The 15756-nt window shown below is 72.0% G+C and carries 17 protein-coding genes; 7 read left to right on the forward strand and 10 right to left on the reverse strand.

Annotated features, from left to right (window positions below):
• Positions 1-91: 91 nt before the first annotated feature.
• Positions 92-478 (forward strand): thioredoxin, encoded by a 387-nt coding sequence (gene trxA / locus BN159_RS05710; protein WP_015655966.1) that lies wholly within the window; start codon positions 92-94, stop codon positions 476-478.
• 15 nt (positions 479-493) lie between these two features.
• Here trxA and BN159_RS05715 read toward each other — a convergent pair whose 3' ends face one another.
• The 4 genes from BN159_RS05715 to BN159_RS05730 are packed head-to-tail and all read right to left on the reverse strand — an operon-like array spanning position 494 to position 4906.
• Complete coding sequence (locus tag BN159_RS05715; protein WP_015655967.1) at positions 494-1930, reverse strand: aldehyde dehydrogenase family protein; 1437 nt, start codon at positions 1928-1930, stop codon at positions 494-496.
• A gap of 17 nt (positions 1931-1947) precedes the next feature.
• Positions 1948-3138: a 4-hydroxybenzoate 3-monooxygenase gene (locus tag BN159_RS05720; RefSeq protein WP_015655968.1), complete on the reverse strand. Its 1191-nt coding sequence runs from the start codon at positions 3136-3138 to the stop codon at positions 1948-1950.
• Positions 3139-3155: 17 nt separating this feature from the next.
• Positions 3156-4169 (reverse strand): LacI family DNA-binding transcriptional regulator, encoded by a 1014-nt coding sequence (locus tag BN159_RS05725; protein ID WP_015655969.1) that lies wholly within the window; start codon positions 4167-4169, stop codon positions 3156-3158.
• 56 nt (positions 4170-4225) lie between these two features.
• Positions 4226-4906 carry a TetR/AcrR family transcriptional regulator gene (locus BN159_RS05730; protein ID WP_015655970.1) on the reverse strand — a complete coding sequence of 227 codons (681 nt, stop codon included), beginning with the start codon at positions 4904-4906 and terminating at the stop codon, positions 4226-4228.
• A 97-nt stretch (positions 4907-5003) separates the two neighbouring features.
• Between BN159_RS05730 and BN159_RS05735 the strand changes: the two genes are divergently transcribed.
• Positions 5004-5567 (forward strand): NAD(P)H-dependent oxidoreductase, encoded by a 564-nt coding sequence (locus BN159_RS05735; RefSeq protein WP_015655971.1) that lies wholly within the window; start codon positions 5004-5006, stop codon positions 5565-5567.
• 52 nt (positions 5568-5619) lie between these two features.
• Here the strand turns inward: BN159_RS05735 and BN159_RS05740 are convergent, their stop codons facing one another.
• Complete coding sequence (locus BN159_RS05740; protein WP_015655972.1) at positions 5620-6525, reverse strand: LysR family transcriptional regulator; 906 nt, start codon at positions 6523-6525, stop codon at positions 5620-5622.
• A 104-nt stretch (positions 6526-6629) separates the two neighbouring features.
• Here BN159_RS05740 and BN159_RS05745 point away from each other — a divergent pair, with 104 nt between their 5' ends.
• Entirely contained in the window at positions 6630-6851 is a 222-nt protein-coding gene (locus tag BN159_RS05745) for a hypothetical protein (RefSeq protein WP_015655973.1), read from the forward strand.
• On the opposite strand, the gene BN159_RS05750 is transcribed toward BN159_RS05745, so the two are convergent.
• On the reverse strand, positions 6827-7708 hold the full coding sequence (locus tag BN159_RS05750) for an LLM class F420-dependent oxidoreductase (protein WP_015655974.1): 882 nt from the start codon (positions 7706-7708) through the stop codon (positions 6827-6829). The genes BN159_RS05745 and BN159_RS05750 overlap by 25 nt on opposite strands.
• A 153-nt stretch (positions 7709-7861) precedes the next feature.
• Here BN159_RS05750 and BN159_RS05755 point away from each other — a divergent pair, with 153 nt between their 5' ends.
• Complete coding sequence (locus BN159_RS05755) at positions 7862-8785, forward strand: FkbM family methyltransferase (RefSeq protein WP_015655975.1); 924 nt, start codon at positions 7862-7864, stop codon at positions 8783-8785.
• Between the two features lie 18 nt (positions 8786-8803).
• Here the strand turns inward: BN159_RS05755 and BN159_RS05760 are convergent, their stop codons facing one another.
• Both BN159_RS05760 and BN159_RS05765 read right to left on the reverse strand, forming a co-directional pair.
• Positions 8804-9466, reverse strand: a complete 663-nt coding sequence (locus BN159_RS05760) for a response regulator transcription factor (RefSeq protein ID WP_015655976.1) — start codon at positions 9464-9466, stop codon at positions 8804-8806.
• Positions 9463-10638 (reverse strand): sensor histidine kinase, encoded by a 1176-nt coding sequence (locus BN159_RS05765; RefSeq protein ID WP_015655977.1) that lies wholly within the window; start codon positions 10636-10638, stop codon positions 9463-9465. The genes BN159_RS05760 and BN159_RS05765 overlap by 4 nt, the downstream gene beginning before the upstream one ends.
• A 169-nt stretch (positions 10639-10807) precedes the next feature.
• On the opposite strand from BN159_RS05765, the gene BN159_RS05770 reads away from it, so the two are divergent.
• Positions 10808-11410, forward strand: coding sequence for a DUF308 domain-containing protein (locus BN159_RS05770; protein WP_015655978.1), 603 nt, complete (start codon positions 10808-10810; stop codon positions 11408-11410).
• On the opposite strand, the gene BN159_RS05775 is transcribed toward BN159_RS05770, so the two are convergent.
• The gene (locus BN159_RS05775) at positions 11407-11967 is read right to left on the reverse strand and encodes a dienelactone hydrolase family protein (RefSeq protein ID WP_015655979.1); all 561 of its coding nucleotides are present in this window, start codon (positions 11965-11967) and stop codon (positions 11407-11409) included. The two genes, BN159_RS05770 and BN159_RS05775, sit on opposite strands and share 4 nt — an antisense overlap.
• Before the next feature lie 52 nt (positions 11968-12019).
• Between BN159_RS05775 and BN159_RS42720 the strand changes: the two genes are divergently transcribed.
• Positions 12020-13648 (forward strand): serine/threonine-protein kinase, encoded by a 1629-nt coding sequence (locus tag BN159_RS42720; protein ID WP_015655980.1) that lies wholly within the window; start codon positions 12020-12022, stop codon positions 13646-13648.
• Here the strand turns inward: BN159_RS42720 and BN159_RS05785 are convergent.
• Positions 13645-14613: a helix-turn-helix domain-containing protein gene (locus tag BN159_RS05785; protein ID WP_041818849.1), complete on the reverse strand. Its 969-nt coding sequence runs from the start codon at positions 14611-14613 to the stop codon at positions 13645-13647. The two genes, BN159_RS42720 and BN159_RS05785, sit on opposite strands and share 4 nt — an antisense overlap.
• Before the next feature lie 100 nt (positions 14614-14713).
• Between BN159_RS05785 and BN159_RS05790 the strand changes: the two genes are divergently transcribed.
• Complete coding sequence (locus tag BN159_RS05790; protein ID WP_015655982.1) at positions 14714-15739, forward strand: saccharopine dehydrogenase family protein; 1026 nt, start codon at positions 14714-14716, stop codon at positions 15737-15739.
• Positions 15740-15756: the final 17 nt, after the last annotated feature.

Below are 15756 nucleotides of genomic sequence, written 5' to 3' on the forward strand. Positions count from 1 at the left end.
CGGATACGTGACTGTCCGCGCACGGAATACCTGCCCGTCCGGCCGTGTTGTGCCGACGGCTTCGCCCCGACACAGGAAGAGGGAACACGCCATGAGCAGCACCGTGGAGCTCACCAAGGAGAACTTCGACCAGATGGTCACGGACAACGAGTTCGTCCTGATCGACTTCTGGGCGTCCTGGTGCGGTCCGTGCCGGCAGTTCGCCCCGGTCTACGAGAAGGCGGCGGAGGACAACCCGGACCTGGTGTTCGGCAAGGTGGACACCGAGGCGCAGCCGGAGCTGGCCGCGGCCTTCGGTATCCAGTCCATTCCGACCCTGATGATCGTCCGTGACCAGGTCGCCGTGTTCGCGCAGCCGGGCGCCCTGCCCGAGGCCGCCCTGACGGACGTCATCGGGCAGGCCCGCAAGCTCGACATGGACGAGGTCCGCAAGGCCGTGGCCGCCCAGCAGGCGCAGGCCGAGCAGAACGGCCAGTAGGACTCTGAGTAATTCCTAGAAGGGGTACGGCGCCACGTCGCCGCGCACCGTCGTCCAGCGCAGGTCGGTGAAGGCCTCCAGGTTGGCCTCGCCGCCGAAGCGGGCGCCGGTGCCGGAGGCCGCCGTACCGCCGAAGGGGGCGACCGCCTCGTCGTTCACGGTCTGGTCGTTGATGTGCACGATGCCGGTCGGGATGCGCTCGGCCAGCTCCAGACCGCGGGCGGCGTCGCCGGTGACGATGCCGAGGGACAGTCCGTAGGCGCTGGCGGCGGCGAGGTCGGCGGCCTCGTCGAGGGTGCTGAAGGACCGTACGGGCGCCACGGGGCCGAAAACCTCCTCCGCGTAGGCGGGGGTGTCGTCGGCGACGTCGGCGAGGACCGTGGGCCGGTAGAACAGCTGGTCGTGGGTGCCGCCCGCGGCCAGTTTGGCGCCCTGGGCGGCGCTGGCCTCGACCAGGCCGTGCACCTTGGCGAGCTGGCCGGCGTCGATGAGCGGGCCGAGGTGGACCTGGGCGCGGTGCGGATCGCCGACGGCGAGCGAGTCGGCCTTGGCGGCCAGCCGCTCCACGTATTCCGCGTACAGCGACCGGTGGACCAGATGGCGGCCGGTCGTCATGCAGATCTGGCCCTGGTGGAAGAAGGAGCCCCAGGCGGCGGTGGAGATCACCGCGTCGAGGTCGGCGTCCTCCAGCACGACCAGGGCGGAGTTGCCGCCCAGCTCCAGATGCGCGCGCTTGAGGTGGCGTCCGGCGGCCTCGCCGACGGCCCGGCCGGCGGCGGTGGATCCGGTGAAGGAGATCACCGGCACCCGCGGGTCGGTGACCAGGGCGGCGCCGGTCTCCGCGCCGCCGGGCAGGACGTGCAGCAGCCCCTCGGGCAGGCCCGCCTCGGCGAAGACCGCGGCGAGGGAGAGGCCGCCGCAGACCGCGGTGCGCGGGTCGGGCTTGAGGACGACGCCGTTGCCGAGGGCGAGCGCGGGGGCGACGGAGCGTATGGAGAGGATCAGCGGGGCGTTGAACGGGGCGATCACGCCCACCACGCCGACCGGGACCCGGCGGGTGTAGGACAGCCGGGGCGCCTCGCTGGGCAGGACCTGTCCGGCCGGACGGGAGGCGAGGGCGGCGGCCTCGTAGCACTCCTGGGCGGCGACATGCAGCTCGAAGTCGGCCTTGCCGGGGATGGAGCCGGACTCCCGGACCAGCCAGTCGCGCAGTTCGTCGGCGTGTGCGGTGAACAGGTCCCCGGCCCGGCGCAGGACCCCGGCGCGCACGAAGTGCGGCAGGCGTGCCCACTGAGCCTGTGCCGCGCGGGCGGCCTCGGCGGCCGGGGCGACGTCCTCGGCGGCGGCGAGATCGACCGTGCCGAGGGCCTCGCCGGTGGCGGGCTCGGTGACGGTGTGCTCACCGCCCTTGAGGGGGCGGGGCTGCCAGGACGTGGGGTCGAGCAACGCCATGAGGGCTCTCCGTTCGGTCACCGCGGGACCCACTCGGGGAGCGGAAGTCCCGTGTAGTTCGCCGCCAGTTCGGCGGCCGCGTGGCGGGATGCGGTGATCCGGCGCAGACGTGCGAGCTGCATCCGCTGGTCGAACGCATCCCCGTCTGGTTGAGCGTGCAACATCTTAGTCATGTCGTAGGAGAAACGGGTCGCCTGCCACACGCGGGAAAGACACAGTTCCGAGTATCTGTCGATCAGTTGTGTATCGCCTGTGGAGCACCAGGCGGTGAGGGCGCGGCCGAGGATGCGGACGTCGGAAACGGCGAGGTTGAGGCCCTTGGCCCCGGTCGGCGGGACGATGTGGGCGGCGTCCCCGGCGAGCAGGAGGCGGCCGTGGCGCATGGGCTCGTGGACGTAACTGCGCATCGGGGTGACGGATCTTGAGGTCACCGGCCCGCGTTCGAGGGTCCAGTCGGCGTCGATCGCGAAGCGTGCGGCGAGTTCGTCCCAGATGCGGTCGTCGGGCCACTCCTCCAGTTCGGTGCCGACCGGCACCTGGAGGTACAGCCGGGAGACGGACGGCGAGCGCATGCTGTGCAGGGCGAAGCCGCGCTCGCCACGCGCGTAGATCAACTCCTCGCAGGAGGGCGGCACTTCGGCGAGGATCCCGAGCCAGGCATACGGGTGGTCGTGGGCGTACGTCCGGCTCACGGCGGCCGGGATCGCCTCGCGCGCCACGCCGTGGAAGCCGTCGCAGCCGACCACCCAGTCGCAGGTCAGCGTCTCCTCCCGGCCCTCGCGCACGAACCGTACGACGGGCCGCTCGCTCTCGGCGTCCTCCACTCCCAGGGCCCGCGCCTCGAACAACAGCGGTGGCCCGTCGGCGAGTTGGAGGGCGACCAGGTCCTTCACGATCTCGGTCTGGGCGTAGATGGTGACGGTACGGCCGCCGGTCAGGGTCGGGAAGTCGATGCGGTGCCGCTCGCGGTCGAAGCGCAGCTCGATGCCGTGATGGACCAGCCCCTCGGCGTTCAGCCGGTCGGCGGCCCCGGCCTCCCGCAGGGCGTTGACGGTGCCCTGCTCCAGCATCCCGGCCCGCTGGCGGTGCTCGACGTACTCACGGGTCCGGATCTCCAGGACCACACAGCCGACCCCCGCGCGGTGCAGCAGCCGGGCCAGCAGCAGCCCGGCCGGGCCGCCGCCGATGATGCCGACGGTCGTACGCATGCGGTGCCTCCCGTGCGTCAGCTGGAGTCGCGGTGCACCACCGATGCTCCCAGGACCTTGTGCGTCGTGGGCACCGCGGCGGGGTCGCGCACCGCCCGGTCGACCAGTTCGGCCAGGTCACGGCCGGACGGCAGCTCGATGTGGACCGTGCTCAGGCGCGGTCTGAGGAGCCGCCCGAGCATCAGGTCGTCGGCGCCGATGACGGCGGTGTCCGCGGGGACGTCCAGGCCCTCGTCCTGGAGGGCCCTCATCAGCAGCATCGCGTATTCGTCGTTGTAGGCGAACACGGCGTCCAGTCCCCGCTCGCGCCAGCGCGCGGCGAGCCGGGCGGCGGCCTCCTCCTCGTAGGCGAGGGGCAGCTCCGTCACGGTGGCGTCGGTGCCGGCCAGGGCCCGGCGCACACCGTCGAGCCGGGGCCCGGAGAAGACCTCCAGGCCGCCCTCCGCGGGCACGACGACGCCGATCCGGCGCCTGCCGCGCTCGTAGAGATGGCGTGCCGCACTGAAACCGACCGCCGAATGGTCCATCTGGACGGCGTGGGCGCCCTCGACGCACTCGGGGCCGACGGTGACCACGGCCCGGGCACCCGAGCGCTTGAGCACGGTCACCCCCTGAGGGCCGAGTCCGGAGCCGGGCACCAGGACGGCGACCGGGCGCAGCTCGGCCCAGGCGCGGGCGGCCTCGTCGCCGTGCAGACCGACGCTGCCGTACTGGACGACCGTGTAGTCGAGGCGGCCGAGGGCCGACTGGAGGTCGCTGATGAACTGGCTGTAGAGGGGGCCGACGGGGACTGCCGGGGCGGGCATGAGGACCATACGGCTGTGTCCGGCGCGCAGGGAGCGGGCCGCCGCGTGCGGGACGTATCCCAGCTCCTTGGCGGCCTGGTGCACCCGGCGGCGGGTGGGTTCACTGATCCGTACGGCGCTGGTGTTGTTGAGCACGTAGGAGACGGTCGCGCGCGAGACTCCGGCCAGCCGGGCCACATCGGCGCTCGTGGGCACGGAACGCGGTGTATTCGGTATCTGCACCATGACGCACCGCATCCTTGCAGAAGCTGTGAACGGCCGTCCGGGCGGGGGCGTCCGGCCTAACTGGACGGCGCGGAACGGGTGATGCGGTCCACCAGGTCCAGCCAGCCGGCCTCGACGCGGCCGGGCGGCATCGCGCAGATCTCGGTGCGGTAGTGGATCGTCGCGGGGTCGAGATAGGCCATCAGCGTCAGCGCGAGCAGCTCGCAGTCCGCGTCGGGAACTATCTCGCGCAGCAGGATCAGTACATGGCCGCGCAGGAAGCGGCGGGGCGCGTTGGAGTAGCGGCGCTCGGGGCCGGGGTCGGCGGCGAGCTGGAGCTCCAGTTCGTCGGCGGAGCGGCGCAGCAGTGCCACGCCGAACTCCTTCAGCCGGTCCAGGGGCGGCGCGCCGGGTCCCAGGGGCGCGGGACCGGTGATGACCGCGGCCTGGAAGTTCTTCTCCGAGTGGTCGAGCAGGGCCGTGAGCAGGCCGGTGCGGTCGCCGAAGCGGCGGAAGACCGTGCCCTTGCCGACCTCGGCCGCCGCGGCCACCGCCTCCATCGTGACCCCGGCCGCGCCGTGCTGTGCCACCAGCCGGGCCGCGGCCTCCAGCAGCCGGGCCCGGTTGCGGGCGGCGTCGGCGCGCAGGCAGGGCTCGTCCTCCGGCGAGCCGAGCTGGAGCAGCGTGGGCTCGTCGAGGGGCTCCTGGGGCAGCGGGAAGGGGGGCAGGGACGCGGACATGAAGCCAGCGTAAAGCATCGGGAATGAAACTGGACCGCGGTCCGCTTAAGGTGCTAGAAACGAAACGGACCCTGGTCCGCTTGCTTCCTGCCCCTGTTTCGCATCTGGAGTTCCCATGTCTGTTCGCATCCTCGCGCTCGTCGGCAGCCTCCGTGCCGGTTCGCACAACCGCCAGCTCGCCGAGGCGGCCGTGAAGCTCGCGCCCGAGGGCACCGAGGTCGAGCTCTACGAGGGCCTGGCCGAGATCCCGTTCTACAACGAGGACATCGACGTCGAGGGCAGCGTCCCGGCCGCCGCCGCCAAGCTGCGCGCCGCCGCGCAGTCCTCGGACGCCTTCCTGCTGTTCTCCCCCGAGTACAACGGCACGATCCCGGCCGTGCTGAAGAACGCCATCGACTGGCTGTCGCGGCCGTACGGCGCCGGCGCCTTCGGCGGCAAGCCGGTCGCCGTGGTCGGTACCGCGTTCGGGCAGTACGGCGGCGTGTGGGCGCAGGACGAGGCCCGCAAGGCGGTGGGCATCGCCGGCGGCAAGGTGCTGGAGGACATCAAGCTCTCCATCCCTGGCTCCGTGACCCGCTTCGCCGACACACACCCGGCCGACGACACCGAGGTCGCGGCCCAGCTGACCGAGGTCATCGCGCGCGTGCACGGCCACGCGGACGAGACGGCCGCCGCGTAAGCAGCCACCAGGGCGGGGCGGGAACGCACGGTTCCCGCCCCGCTTCCGCATGTCAGGCCACCGCCGTAGGTGCCAGCTCACGCAGTTCCTCCAGCGCCGCCGCCACCGCCGGGCGGGTGCGGCAGCCATTGCGGGTGGCGCTGAGGATCGTCCGGTGCGGATTGCCGGCGCAGCGGACCCGGGTGATCGGCAGGTCGGGGGTCAGCTCGGCGAGGCGGGGGACCAGGGCGACACCCAGGCGGTGGGCCACCAGGTGGGCGGTGACCGTCCAGTCCTTGGCGTGATGGAGCACATCGGGGGTGAAGCCCGCCGCCCCGCAGGCCGACATCACATGCGGGCGACAGGGACTGTCCGGCACCGGCGCGATCCAGGCCTCCCGCGCCGCCTCCGCGAGGTCGACGCGGGCGTGGCCGGCCAGCCGGTGGTCGTCGGGGACGACGAGGTCGTACGGGTCGTCCAGCAGCGGCCGCTGGTCGAAGCGAGTGTCGCTCTGCGGCGGGTTGTGCGGGGTCACCTCCACCACGGCCAGATCGGTCTCCCCCTCGAAGAGCAGATCGAAGCACTCCGGCACCGCCGTCTCCCGGATCCGTACGGTCAGCCGCGGATGCCGCTCCCTCAGCCGGACGGCCATCGGCGCCAGCAGCACCGACACGGCCGTCGGAAAGCCGCTGACCCGCAATTGCCCGGCCGGAGCGCTGTATTCGGCGCGCAGATCGAGTTCGGCCTCCTCCCAGCGGGCCTGGATGGCATCGGCGTGGGCGAGCAGGCTCTCCGCGGCCGGGGTGAGCCGCACTCCCCGCCCCCGCGGTTCCAGCAGGTCGACACCCAGGTCACGGGCGAGTTGCCGAATCTGCTGGGAGGCGGCGGACGGGGTGAAGTGCAGGGCACGGGCGGCCGCGGTGACCGTGCCGTAGTAGGAGACCGCCCTCAGGACGTGCAGTCGGCGAAGGTCAATCATGAAGCCCACGCTTCAAGATGCCGTGCTGAAAGTCAACGTGGACGTACATGAACTCGGGGCCGCACCCTGGCAGTGAACCGACCACCGCTGTCCGAGGAGTTGCCATGACCAGCACCACCGACACCGTCTGCCCGCACTGCGGCTGGCCGGACGACGCCGAGCCCTTCCAGGTGGTGTCCCGGCACAGCACGGCGGCGGGCCGCACGCTGTGGACCCGGTGCGGCTGCGGTTCGCTCCAGGTCCGGGTCGTCGACGACAGCGGCGTGCGAATCGTCTCCCGCAGCAGGCCGCCGGTGCCCGCTCAGTCCAGCTCGGCCAGCCGCTGAACCGCCGGGGCGGCGAAGTTCTCGATGAACGCCGCCGCCTCCCCGGCGCTCGGGGCGAGGATCACCGTGTCGATGCCGAGCTTGGTGTAGCCGGTGATGTCGCGGGTGAAGGTGTCGAGGTCGCCCTCGTTCACGGCGTCCCCGACGTAGAGGATCGTCCGGCGGATCGCGGCGTCGTCCCGGCCCTCGGTGTCACAGTGCCGGCGCAGCACGTCGAGCTTGTGAGCGACCTCTTCCGGGCTGGACGCGAAGAGATTGCACGCGTCGGCGTGCCGGGCGACCAGACGGAGGGTCTTCTTCTCTCCCCCACCGCCGATCATGATCTCCGGGTGCGGGCTGCTGACCGGTGCCGGGACGCACAGGGTCTCGGCGAGCCGGTAGTGGCGGCCCTCGAAGGGGCCGTTGTCGGCCGGGTCCCACATCTGGCGGCAGATCCGCAGCGTCTCGTCGAGCCGCTCGAAGCGCTCGGCGACCGGCGGGAACTCGACGCCCAGGCCCAGGTGTTCGCGGTCGTACCAGGCCGCCCCGATCCCCAGGGTCGCCCGGCCCGCGGAGAGCACGTCCAGCGTGGTGACGATCTTGGCGAGCAGCCCGGGATGGCGGTAGGTCACGCCGGTGACCAGCGCGCCGAGCCGGACCGTGGAGGTGTGGCCCGCAAGGAAGCCGAGGGTTGTGTAGGCCTCCAGCATGGGCGCCTCGGCGCCGCCGTTGGTCTCCATCTGGAAGTAGTGGTCCATCACCGACAGCCAGCTCACGCCGGCCGCCTCGGCCGCGCGTCCCGCAGCGGCGAGCTCGGCACCCAGCGCGGGGCCGCCCCCGGGGTGCTCGAACCGGTTGATGTGCACGCCGACCCGCATGTCCGTCTCCGCTCGCCCCGACCGTCATCGACGCGGACGACGCTAGTTCTTCGAGCGCTCTCGAAGTCAAGGGACAACTCCGGTACGCCATCCGACCGTTGAAATGCGTTCAAACAGGGGACCGATTCCGGTCATCTCTGCCAGGGTGAGCGGATGCAGACCCTTTACCGCAGACTGCTCCAGCTGATGCCCCGTCTCGGCGTGCGGGTGACGGACCTGGCCCCGGGAACCGCGCTGGTCTCCCGGCGCGGCCGGTACTCGGTGAAACCCGCGGGCAAGGACGCCTGGCTCGTCTCGCGCGACGGCTCGGCGGGCGGCTGGACCAGCGTCCCGCTGGGCGAGAGCGGGGCCCGGCTCATCCTCGGCAAGGCGTCCGCGGCGGATGAGCGCAAGCTCCAGATGGCCGCGGCCGAATACCTGGGCACGCAGCACGTCGCCGCCATGCTCGACCTCTACGGCGTCAACTGCGTTCTGGACGTCGGCGCCAACCGCGGCCAGTACGCCAAGCGGCTGCGCAAGCACGGCTACCAGGGCCGGATCGTCTCGTTCGAACCCACCGAGGAGGCCTTCGCCCGGCTCAGCGAGGCCGCCGAGCGCGATCCGCAGTGGCAGGTGCACCACTGCGGACTGGGCCGCGAGGACACCACGGCCGAGATCCACGTCGGCTGGAACACCATGAACTCCCTGCTCCCGGCGAGCGATTACGGCCGCGACCGCTACAAGCGCTTCCACACCACCCGCACCGAGGAGATCCGCGTCCGGCGCCTGGACGCCGTACTGGACGAGGCCCTCGACGGCATCGAGGACCCGCGCCCCTTCCTGAAGATGGACACCCAGGGCTACGACCTGGAGGTGTTCGCCGGGGCCGGCGAGCGGATCGCCGACTTCGTGGGCCTTCAGTCGGAGGTCGCCGTGCTGCGGCTGTACGAGGGCAGCCCGCCGATGAGCGAGGCGGTGGCCACGTACGAGGACGGCGGATTCGAGATCACCGGCATGTACCCGGTGACCCGGGAAGCGGCCACCGGGCGGGTGGTGGAGTTCGACGTCGTGATGATGCGGTCCAAGGCGGTTCAGTGACGCGCTGGTCAGGTCTCGTCAGGGGTACAGGCCGGCCCGGAAGGTGAACGAGACGAGTTGCGCTCGATCACGTGCGCCGACCTTCGTCATGGCCCGCACCGCATGCGTCTTCACGGTGAACGGGGACACGGACATCTGGGCCGCGATCTCGTCGTTGCCAAGCCCGCTCGCGACGAGAATGACCACGTCCCGCTCCCTGGGCGTCAGGGCGTCGAAGCGGCGCAGCAGTTCCTGGTCGATCACCGGGGGCGGACTGTCGGTCATATGGCCGATGAGCGCGGCCGTCGCGGCGGCGGACAGCGCACCGCCACCGCCGACGACCTCGTTGATTCCGGCGACGAGTTCGGCCGGGCTCACGGTCTTGCTCAGGAAGCCGTTGGCACCCGCGCGCAGGGCGGCGAGAACGATGTCGTCCTGGTCGAAGGTGGTCAGCACGATCACCCGCAGCTTCTCGGGCGGGTGCTCCTTGCGGATGCGGCGGGTGGCCTCGACACCGTCGATGCCGGGCATCCGGATGTCCATCAGGACCAGGTCGACGGGGTTTTCCCGGAGGTAGGGCACGACCTGGAGGCCGTCGGAGAGATCGGCCGCGACCACGAGACCCGGATCGAGCCGGAGCATGGCCTTGATCCCGGCCCTGATCTCGGCCTGGTCGTCGACGATCAGAATCCGCGAGGTCATACGGCGGCTCCCAGGGGGCTGAACTCCGCGTGGACCCGGAATCGCCCGTGATCGCTGTCGATCGTCAGTCGCCCATGGGAGGACTCGACGCGTTCGCGCATCCCCACGAGTCCGAGTCCGCTGCCCGGGCCAGGAGGTGAGTCACCGACGCGGTTCTCGACGGTGACGCAGATCCTGCCGTCGTGCTCGCGCACCTCCACCGTTGCCGCCCCTTCGCCGTGCCGGTAGGCGTTCGTGAGCGCTTCCTGAACGACCCGGTAGACCGTCACGCCGACGCTGGGCTCCACGAAACCGGTGGGCAGGTCGAGGGCCGGCCGGACGTCGAGGCCGATGCTCTCGAAGGAGGCGATGAGGCCTTGCAGGCCGCTGAGCGCGGGGGTCGGCCGGAGCGCCTCGTCGTCGGTTCGCTTGTCCCCGAGGCGGAGGAGCGTGAGGATCCGTTGCGTTTCGACGACGACGGTGCGGGCGCTCGACCTGGCCGAGACGAGGGCCTGCCGGGCGGGCTCGGCGTCTTCGGGCAGCCCGATCTCGGCGGCGCCGAGATGCATGCTGAGCAGCGCGACCTGGTGGCCGATGACGTCGTGGAGGTCGCGGGCGATGCGGAGTCGTTCCTCGGTCACCCGGCGGGTGGCCTCGATCTCGCGGGTGGCGATGGCGCTCTCGGCCCGCTCCTCCAAGGTGAGCCAGTGCTCGCGGTGGATGCGCAGCGCGGCCCCCGTCGCACCGCCTGCCACGGCTGAGAAGAGTGCGGCGGCTCCCACGATCGCGCCGCCCCGGAATCCTCCGACCGTCATGAACGCCCCGAGGAAGGACGCCGCCACGATGCCGATTCCGGCCAGCGGCTGCTTGCCCCTGAGGGTGACGGAGAAGAGCACGAACACGGCCATCATCCACACCGACAGCGGGTCGTGGCCCACCTCGGTGACGGCGAAGGACGCCGCGCTCGCCACGACCAGTCCCGCCCACGGCCGCCACCAGGAGAGGGCGACACCGCCACCGGCGAGGAGCACGGAGAGGGCCGTGGGCCAGTCCGAACCTCGCACGATCACCGCCACGATCTGCCCGGTGAACACCAGCGCGGCCAGCGCATAGGCGACGAGGTGCAGCACCTCGGGGCGGCGGACCCACAGGGGTGCCACGGGACCGTCGTGATTGTTCTGCGCCTCGCCCATGGCCTGATTCTCATCCACATGGGCCGCGGCCGTGTACTTCGAATGATGTAGACGGAAATCAAAGGGCGGATCTACTTCGCTCGAAGTACGCGGCCCCTCCCGAAGCCGCTGAGACTCCTCATCGAGGCGACCGTCTCACACCATCACGATCACCGAACGGGACTCCCCGATGACTCAGACCACCGTGCCCTCGCGTACGACCACCACCACGACGACGTCCTCCGGGCTCCGCTCGCTCTACCTGATCCGAGTCGCCTTCTCCCTGATCTGGGTGGCACTCGTCTTCGCGACCTCCGCCTCCCTCGTGTCGGCGGACAAGCCCACCGCGATCGCGGCCGTGCTGCTCGTCGTCTACCCCCTGTGGGACGCCATCGCCACGCTCCTCGAACAGCGCATGACCGGCACCGGCTCCATGGACCGCGTCGGTGCCACCAACGTGGCCCTCGGCATCGCCACCGCCGCCGTGATGACAGCCGCCGTCTTCTCCACCATCGGGGCGGCACTGCTCGTGTTCGGCATCTGGGCCCTCCTCTCCGGAGCGATCCAGCTCGTCGTGGCGATCCGCCGCCGACGCACCGTCGGCGCCCAGTGGCCCATGATCATCAGCGGCGGCCTGTCCGTCCTCGCCGGCGCCTCCTTCGCCGCCATGTCCGCCTCGGACACGAGCGGCCTGTCCGGCATCGCCGGCTACTCGGCCTTCGGCGCCTTCTGGTTCCTGGTCTCCGTCGTCGCCCTGAGCGTCCGCGGCCGCCGCGAGGAGCGCCTGCGCTAGGCGAGGAAGTCCAGCACGCGGCGCCACGTCAGCTCCGCCGCGGCCGGGTCGTGGTCGGGGAGGTCGGGGTCGGTGTAGAAGTGGCCGACGCCCGGGTAGCGGAAGACCTCCAGGTCTACGTCGGCCTTCCGCGCCGCCCGCTGGAGAGCGGCCACGCGCTCGGGCGGCGCGAAGGCGTCCGGTTCGGCGGCATGCAACTGGACCCTGAGTCCCGGCCGGACGGAGGCGGGCAGGTCGGCGGTGGCGTGCAGGAGGAGGACCCCGGCGGCAGCCGGGCGCTCGGGCCAGAGGTCGGTGACGACGCCCACGCCCATAGAAACGCCGGCGAGCACGGTCTCCTCCGGCAGCCCCGTGAGGGCTTCGCGCGCCCGCTCGATCAGCACCGCCCAGCCCATCCGTTCGACCAACCGGAACCCCCGGTCGAGGGTGTCCGCGGTCTCACCCGCGTAGAGGTCGGGCGTCACGACCGTATGCCCGGCGCGGCGCAGTCGTTCGGCGGCGAGGAGTTCGGCGGGGCGCGGGCCGAGGACGGAGTGGAACAGTGCGACATGGGCCATGGCGTCATCGTGCTGGACTTCAACTCCCTTGCAGCACAAGGGTGAGGGTTCCGTGATCGGTGACATCGCGGACCCGGCACTGCATAGGCTGAGCACCGCCGAGTGGCCTGTGGGAGCGGGGGAGACAGCGGTGCAGGCGGAGTGGACGGGGTCGGTGCGGCCCGGGGAGCGGATCGGGCCGTACATCGTGCTCGCCGAGCTGGCCAGTGGCGGGATGGGGCGGGTGTATCTGGCGCGCTCCCCCGGCGGTCGTACGGTCGCCGTGAAGACGCTGCTGGCGGCGGCCGACGGCGGCACGGTCCCCGATGCGGACCTCCGCCGTTTCGCCCGTGAGGTGGCGCTGGCCCAGCGGGTGCGCGGGGTGTTCACCGCGAGCGTCGTCGACGCGGACGCGAAGGCCCGGGTGCCGTGGATGGCCACGGAATACGTTCCGGCGCCGTCCCTTCAGGCGCTGGTGGCGGGCCAGGGACCGCTGCCGTCGGACGGGCTGCACTGGGTGGCGGCCGGGATCGCCGAGGCGTTGGTCAACATCCATGCCGCCGGTCTGGTGCACCGAGACGTCAAGCCGTCCAACGTGCTGCTCCCCGAGGACGGGCCCCGGGTGATCGACTTCGGGATCTCGCAGGCCGCCGACATCACCCGTACCAGGGCGGCCCTCGGCACCATCGCGTTCGCCGCGCCCGAACAGGCCCGGGGCGAGCCGACGACGACCGCTTCCGACGTCTTCTCGCTGGGCGCCACGCTGTTCCACCTCGCCACGGGCCGCAGTCCGTACCGGGACATGGGCCAGGGCACCGCGCTGGAGCAGCTGGTCCGGGCCGCCGAGGGCGACCTCGACCTGACCGGCCTGCCCACCGAACTCGACGCCCTGATCCGGCCCTGTCTCGCCCTGGACCCCGCCGACCGCCCCGACCCGCGCGAGCTGCTGACGCGGGTCGGCGCCGTCATCGCCGCCCGTCCGCAGGCCGGCGGCGCCACCGACTGGCTGCCGCGGAGCTGGTCCACGGCGATCGAACAGCACCGTCGGCGCCGTACCGAGGAGGCCGACGCCGCCCAGCGGCGCATCGACCCCGAGGCGGACACCGAGCGCACCCCGCGCAGTCCCGCCGGCACCCGCCGTATGCCCCCGCGGCCCCCGACGGCCGGGCGGCACCCGCACACCGGGCGCTGGGCCGCGCTGACCCTTGTGGCGCTCCTCGCGGGAGGCGGTGTCGTCTACGCACTCCAGCCGGACGACGGCGGCGGGACCCCGGATCCCGTACGGCAGGATCTGCGGCTGGCCCTGGTGGAGCAGAGTCACCAGGGCGCCTGCACCGACGCACTGCCGCCGCCCACCTTCCAGGCGGCGGAGCCCAACTACTGCTACCAGATCTCCACCCAGGCCGCGGACCGGATGAGCGTCACCCAACTCAAGGATGTCCGCGCCGAGTTGGACCAGAATGCGGGTGGCTGGGTGATCCGGATGGCGTTCGAGGACGCCGACGCCAAGCGGTTCGCGACGCTCTCCGAGCGGGCGGCGCAGCGCACTCAGCCGCAGAACCAGATCGCCATCGTCCTCGGGGACCGGCTCATCAGCGCCCCCTCCGTCGGCGAATCCATCACCGGTGGCGAGGTCGACATCAGCGGCAACTTCACCGCGGACGAGGCGAAGGACCTGGCGAAGGAACTCGGGGCGCCCTAGGTCTGTGCCCCTCGGCCGACCTCTGTGCGGGACGCGCGAAAGGTGCGCCGGTAGCTGTCCGGGGGCACGCCCAGCGTGCGGTTGAAGTGGCGGCGCAGGGTCGTGGCGGTGCCCATGCCGGTGGCTGTCGCGATGGCGTCGACGCTGTTGTCGGAAGTCTCCAGCAACTCCTGGGCGCGGCGGATGCGTTGGTTGAGCAGCCATTGCAGTGGGGTGGTGCCGGTCGCCGCGCGGAAGTGCCGGCCCAGGGTGCGCGAGCTGGTCCGGGCCCGGCGGGCCAGATCCTCCACGGTCAGCGGCTCGTCGAGGCGTTCCATCACCCAGGGCAGCAGCTCGGCCAGCGGGTGGTCGTCTCGGGCGGGCACCGGTGTGCTGACGAACTGGGCCTGGCCGCCTGCCCGATGGGGCGGCACGACCAGCCGACGGGCGACGGTGTTGGCGACGGAGGAGCCGCGGTCCAGTCGGACCAGGTGCAGGCACAGGTCCAGTGCGGCGGCCTTGCCCGCCGAGGTGAGCACCGTGCCGTTGTCGACGTAGAGGACGTCCGGGTCGACCTCGACCAGGGGATGGCGGGCGGCCAGCGCGTCGGTGTGTGCCCAGTGCGTGGTGGCGCGCAGGCCGTCGAGCAGGCCCGCGGCGGCCAGTACGAACGCGCCCGTGCACAGGGAGGCCACGCGGCTGCCTGCCTCGTGCGCCGCGCGTACCGCGTCGACCAGGTCGGCGGGCGGGTCGACGTCGATGTCCGCCCAGCCGGGGACGATCACCGTGTCGGCCTGCGCGAGCCGGTCGAGCCCGTGGTCGGGCTCCAGCAGGAACCGTCCGACCCGCACCGGGCCGGGCCCGCACACGCTCATGTCGTACCAGGGCCCGGGGATGGCATCGGGGGCGGACCCGAACACCTCCTGGGCCACGGAGAGTTCGAAGTGCAGCATCCCGTCGGTGAGGGCGAACGCCACGGTATCCATGTCCGGAATTGTATGGGCAGTGTCGTTCCGGACACTCACGCCGGGGCAATCCTTCCGGCCAGGATTGCCTCATCGGAACGCACGAGAGCGGGGAGAGGTCATGGGACCGGGTCAGAAGGTCGCGGTGTTCGGGGCGTACGGGCACACCGGGCGGTTCGTGGTGGCGGAGCTGCTGGCCCGGGGGTTCGTGCCGGTGCTCTCCGGCCGTGACGCCGAGAAGCTGCGGGCGTCGGCCGCGCCGGGCCTGGAGCTGCGTCCGGCGTCGGTGGACGACGCGGCCTCACTGGACCGCGCGCTGGCCGGCACGGCGGCCGTGATCAACGCCGCGGGGCCGTTCGCGACGACCGCGGGGCCGGTGATCGAGGCGGCGCTGCGCGCCGGGATCCCGTATGTGGACGTGGCGGCCGAGATCGAGGCGAACGACGACATGTTCACGCACTTCGACGAGCGGGCCCGTGCGGCGGGCGCGCTGGTCGTGCCCGCGATGGCCTTCTACGGCGGACTCGGCGACCTGCTGGTCACGGCCGCGATGGGCGACTGGACGAGCGCCGACGAGGTGCATGTCGCGTACGGGCTGAGCGGCTGGCACCCCACCGCCGGGACGCGGATCGCGGGCGACGTGTCGCGGGAGCGGCGGGGCGGCAAGCGGGTCCGGTACGCCAAGGGGCGGCTGGAGTACCACGACGACGCCCAGTCGATCGTGGAATGGCCGTTCCCGGAGCCACTCGGCACGCGGTCGGTGTACGCGGAGTTCACGATGGCCGACGTCGTCACCGTCCCCAGCCACCTGACGGTCCCCGAGGTACGGACGTACATGACGACCGAGGCCGCCGCGGAACTCTCGTCCCCGGACACCCCGGCCCCGGCCGCGTCCGACGAGCACGGCCGCTCCGACCAGACCTTCCTGGTCGACGTCCTCATCCGCTCCGCGGGCCGGGAACGCCGCGCGGTGGCACGCGGCCAGGACATCTACGCGGTGACGGCGCCGCTGGCGGTGGAGGCGGTGCGCCGCATCCTCGCGGGACAGACGACGGCGGTCGGCGCCGCGTCAGCGGGCGCGGCCTTCGACGCGGCTGACTTCCTGGCCGCTCTGTCGGCACACGTCTCGGTCGACCTCCCCCGCTAGGCAGGAGCCACCCGGCC

The sequence above is a fragment of the Streptomyces davaonensis JCM 4913 genome (genome assembly GCF_000349325.1).
Taxonomy (GTDB): domain Bacteria; phylum Actinomycetota; class Actinomycetes; order Streptomycetales; family Streptomycetaceae; genus Streptomyces; species Streptomyces davaonensis.

Excerpts from the sequence above, each read along its gene's own strand:
- trxA (WP_015655966.1), top strand. The coding sequence starts at position 92 with ATGAGCAGCACCGTGGAGCTCACCAAGGAGAACTTCGACCAGATGGTC.
- BN159_RS05715 (WP_015655967.1), bottom strand. The coding sequence starts at position 1,930 with ATGGCGTTGCTCGACCCCACGTCCTGGCAGCCCCGCCCCCTCAAGGGC.
- BN159_RS05720 (WP_015655968.1), bottom strand. The coding sequence starts at position 3,138 with ATGCGTACGACCGTCGGCATCATCGGCGGCGGCCCGGCCGGGCTGCTG.
- BN159_RS05725 (WP_015655969.1), bottom strand. The coding sequence starts at position 4,169 with ATGGTGCAGATACCGAATACACCGCGTTCCGTGCCCACGAGCGCCGAT.
- BN159_RS05730 (WP_015655970.1), bottom strand. The coding sequence starts at position 4,906 with ATGCTTTACGCTGGCTTCATGTCCGCGTCCCTGCCCCCCTTCCCGCTG.
- BN159_RS05735 (WP_015655971.1), top strand. The coding sequence starts at position 5,004 with ATGTCTGTTCGCATCCTCGCGCTCGTCGGCAGCCTCCGTGCCGGTTCG.
- BN159_RS05740 (WP_015655972.1), bottom strand. The coding sequence starts at position 6,525 with ATGATTGACCTTCGCCGACTGCACGTCCTGAGGGCGGTCTCCTACTAC.
- BN159_RS05745 (WP_015655973.1), top strand. The coding sequence starts at position 6,630 with ATGACCAGCACCACCGACACCGTCTGCCCGCACTGCGGCTGGCCGGAC.
- BN159_RS05750 (WP_015655974.1), bottom strand. The coding sequence starts at position 7,708 with ATGCGGGTCGGCGTGCACATCAACCGGTTCGAGCACCCCGGGGGCGGC.
- BN159_RS05755 (WP_015655975.1), top strand. The coding sequence starts at position 7,862 with ATGCAGACCCTTTACCGCAGACTGCTCCAGCTGATGCCCCGTCTCGGC.
- BN159_RS05760 (WP_015655976.1), bottom strand. The coding sequence starts at position 9,466 with ATGACCTCGCGGATTCTGATCGTCGACGACCAGGCCGAGATCAGGGCC.
- BN159_RS05765 (WP_015655977.1), bottom strand. The coding sequence starts at position 10,638 with ATGGGCGAGGCGCAGAACAATCACGACGGTCCCGTGGCACCCCTGTGG.
- BN159_RS05770 (WP_015655978.1), top strand. The coding sequence starts at position 10,808 with ATGACTCAGACCACCGTGCCCTCGCGTACGACCACCACCACGACGACG.
- BN159_RS05775 (WP_015655979.1), bottom strand. The coding sequence starts at position 11,967 with ATGGCCCATGTCGCACTGTTCCACTCCGTCCTCGGCCCGCGCCCCGCC.
- BN159_RS05785 (WP_041818849.1), bottom strand. The coding sequence starts at position 14,613 with ATGGATACCGTGGCGTTCGCCCTCACCGACGGGATGCTGCACTTCGAA.
- BN159_RS05790 (WP_015655982.1), top strand. The coding sequence starts at position 14,714 with ATGGGACCGGGTCAGAAGGTCGCGGTGTTCGGGGCGTACGGGCACACC.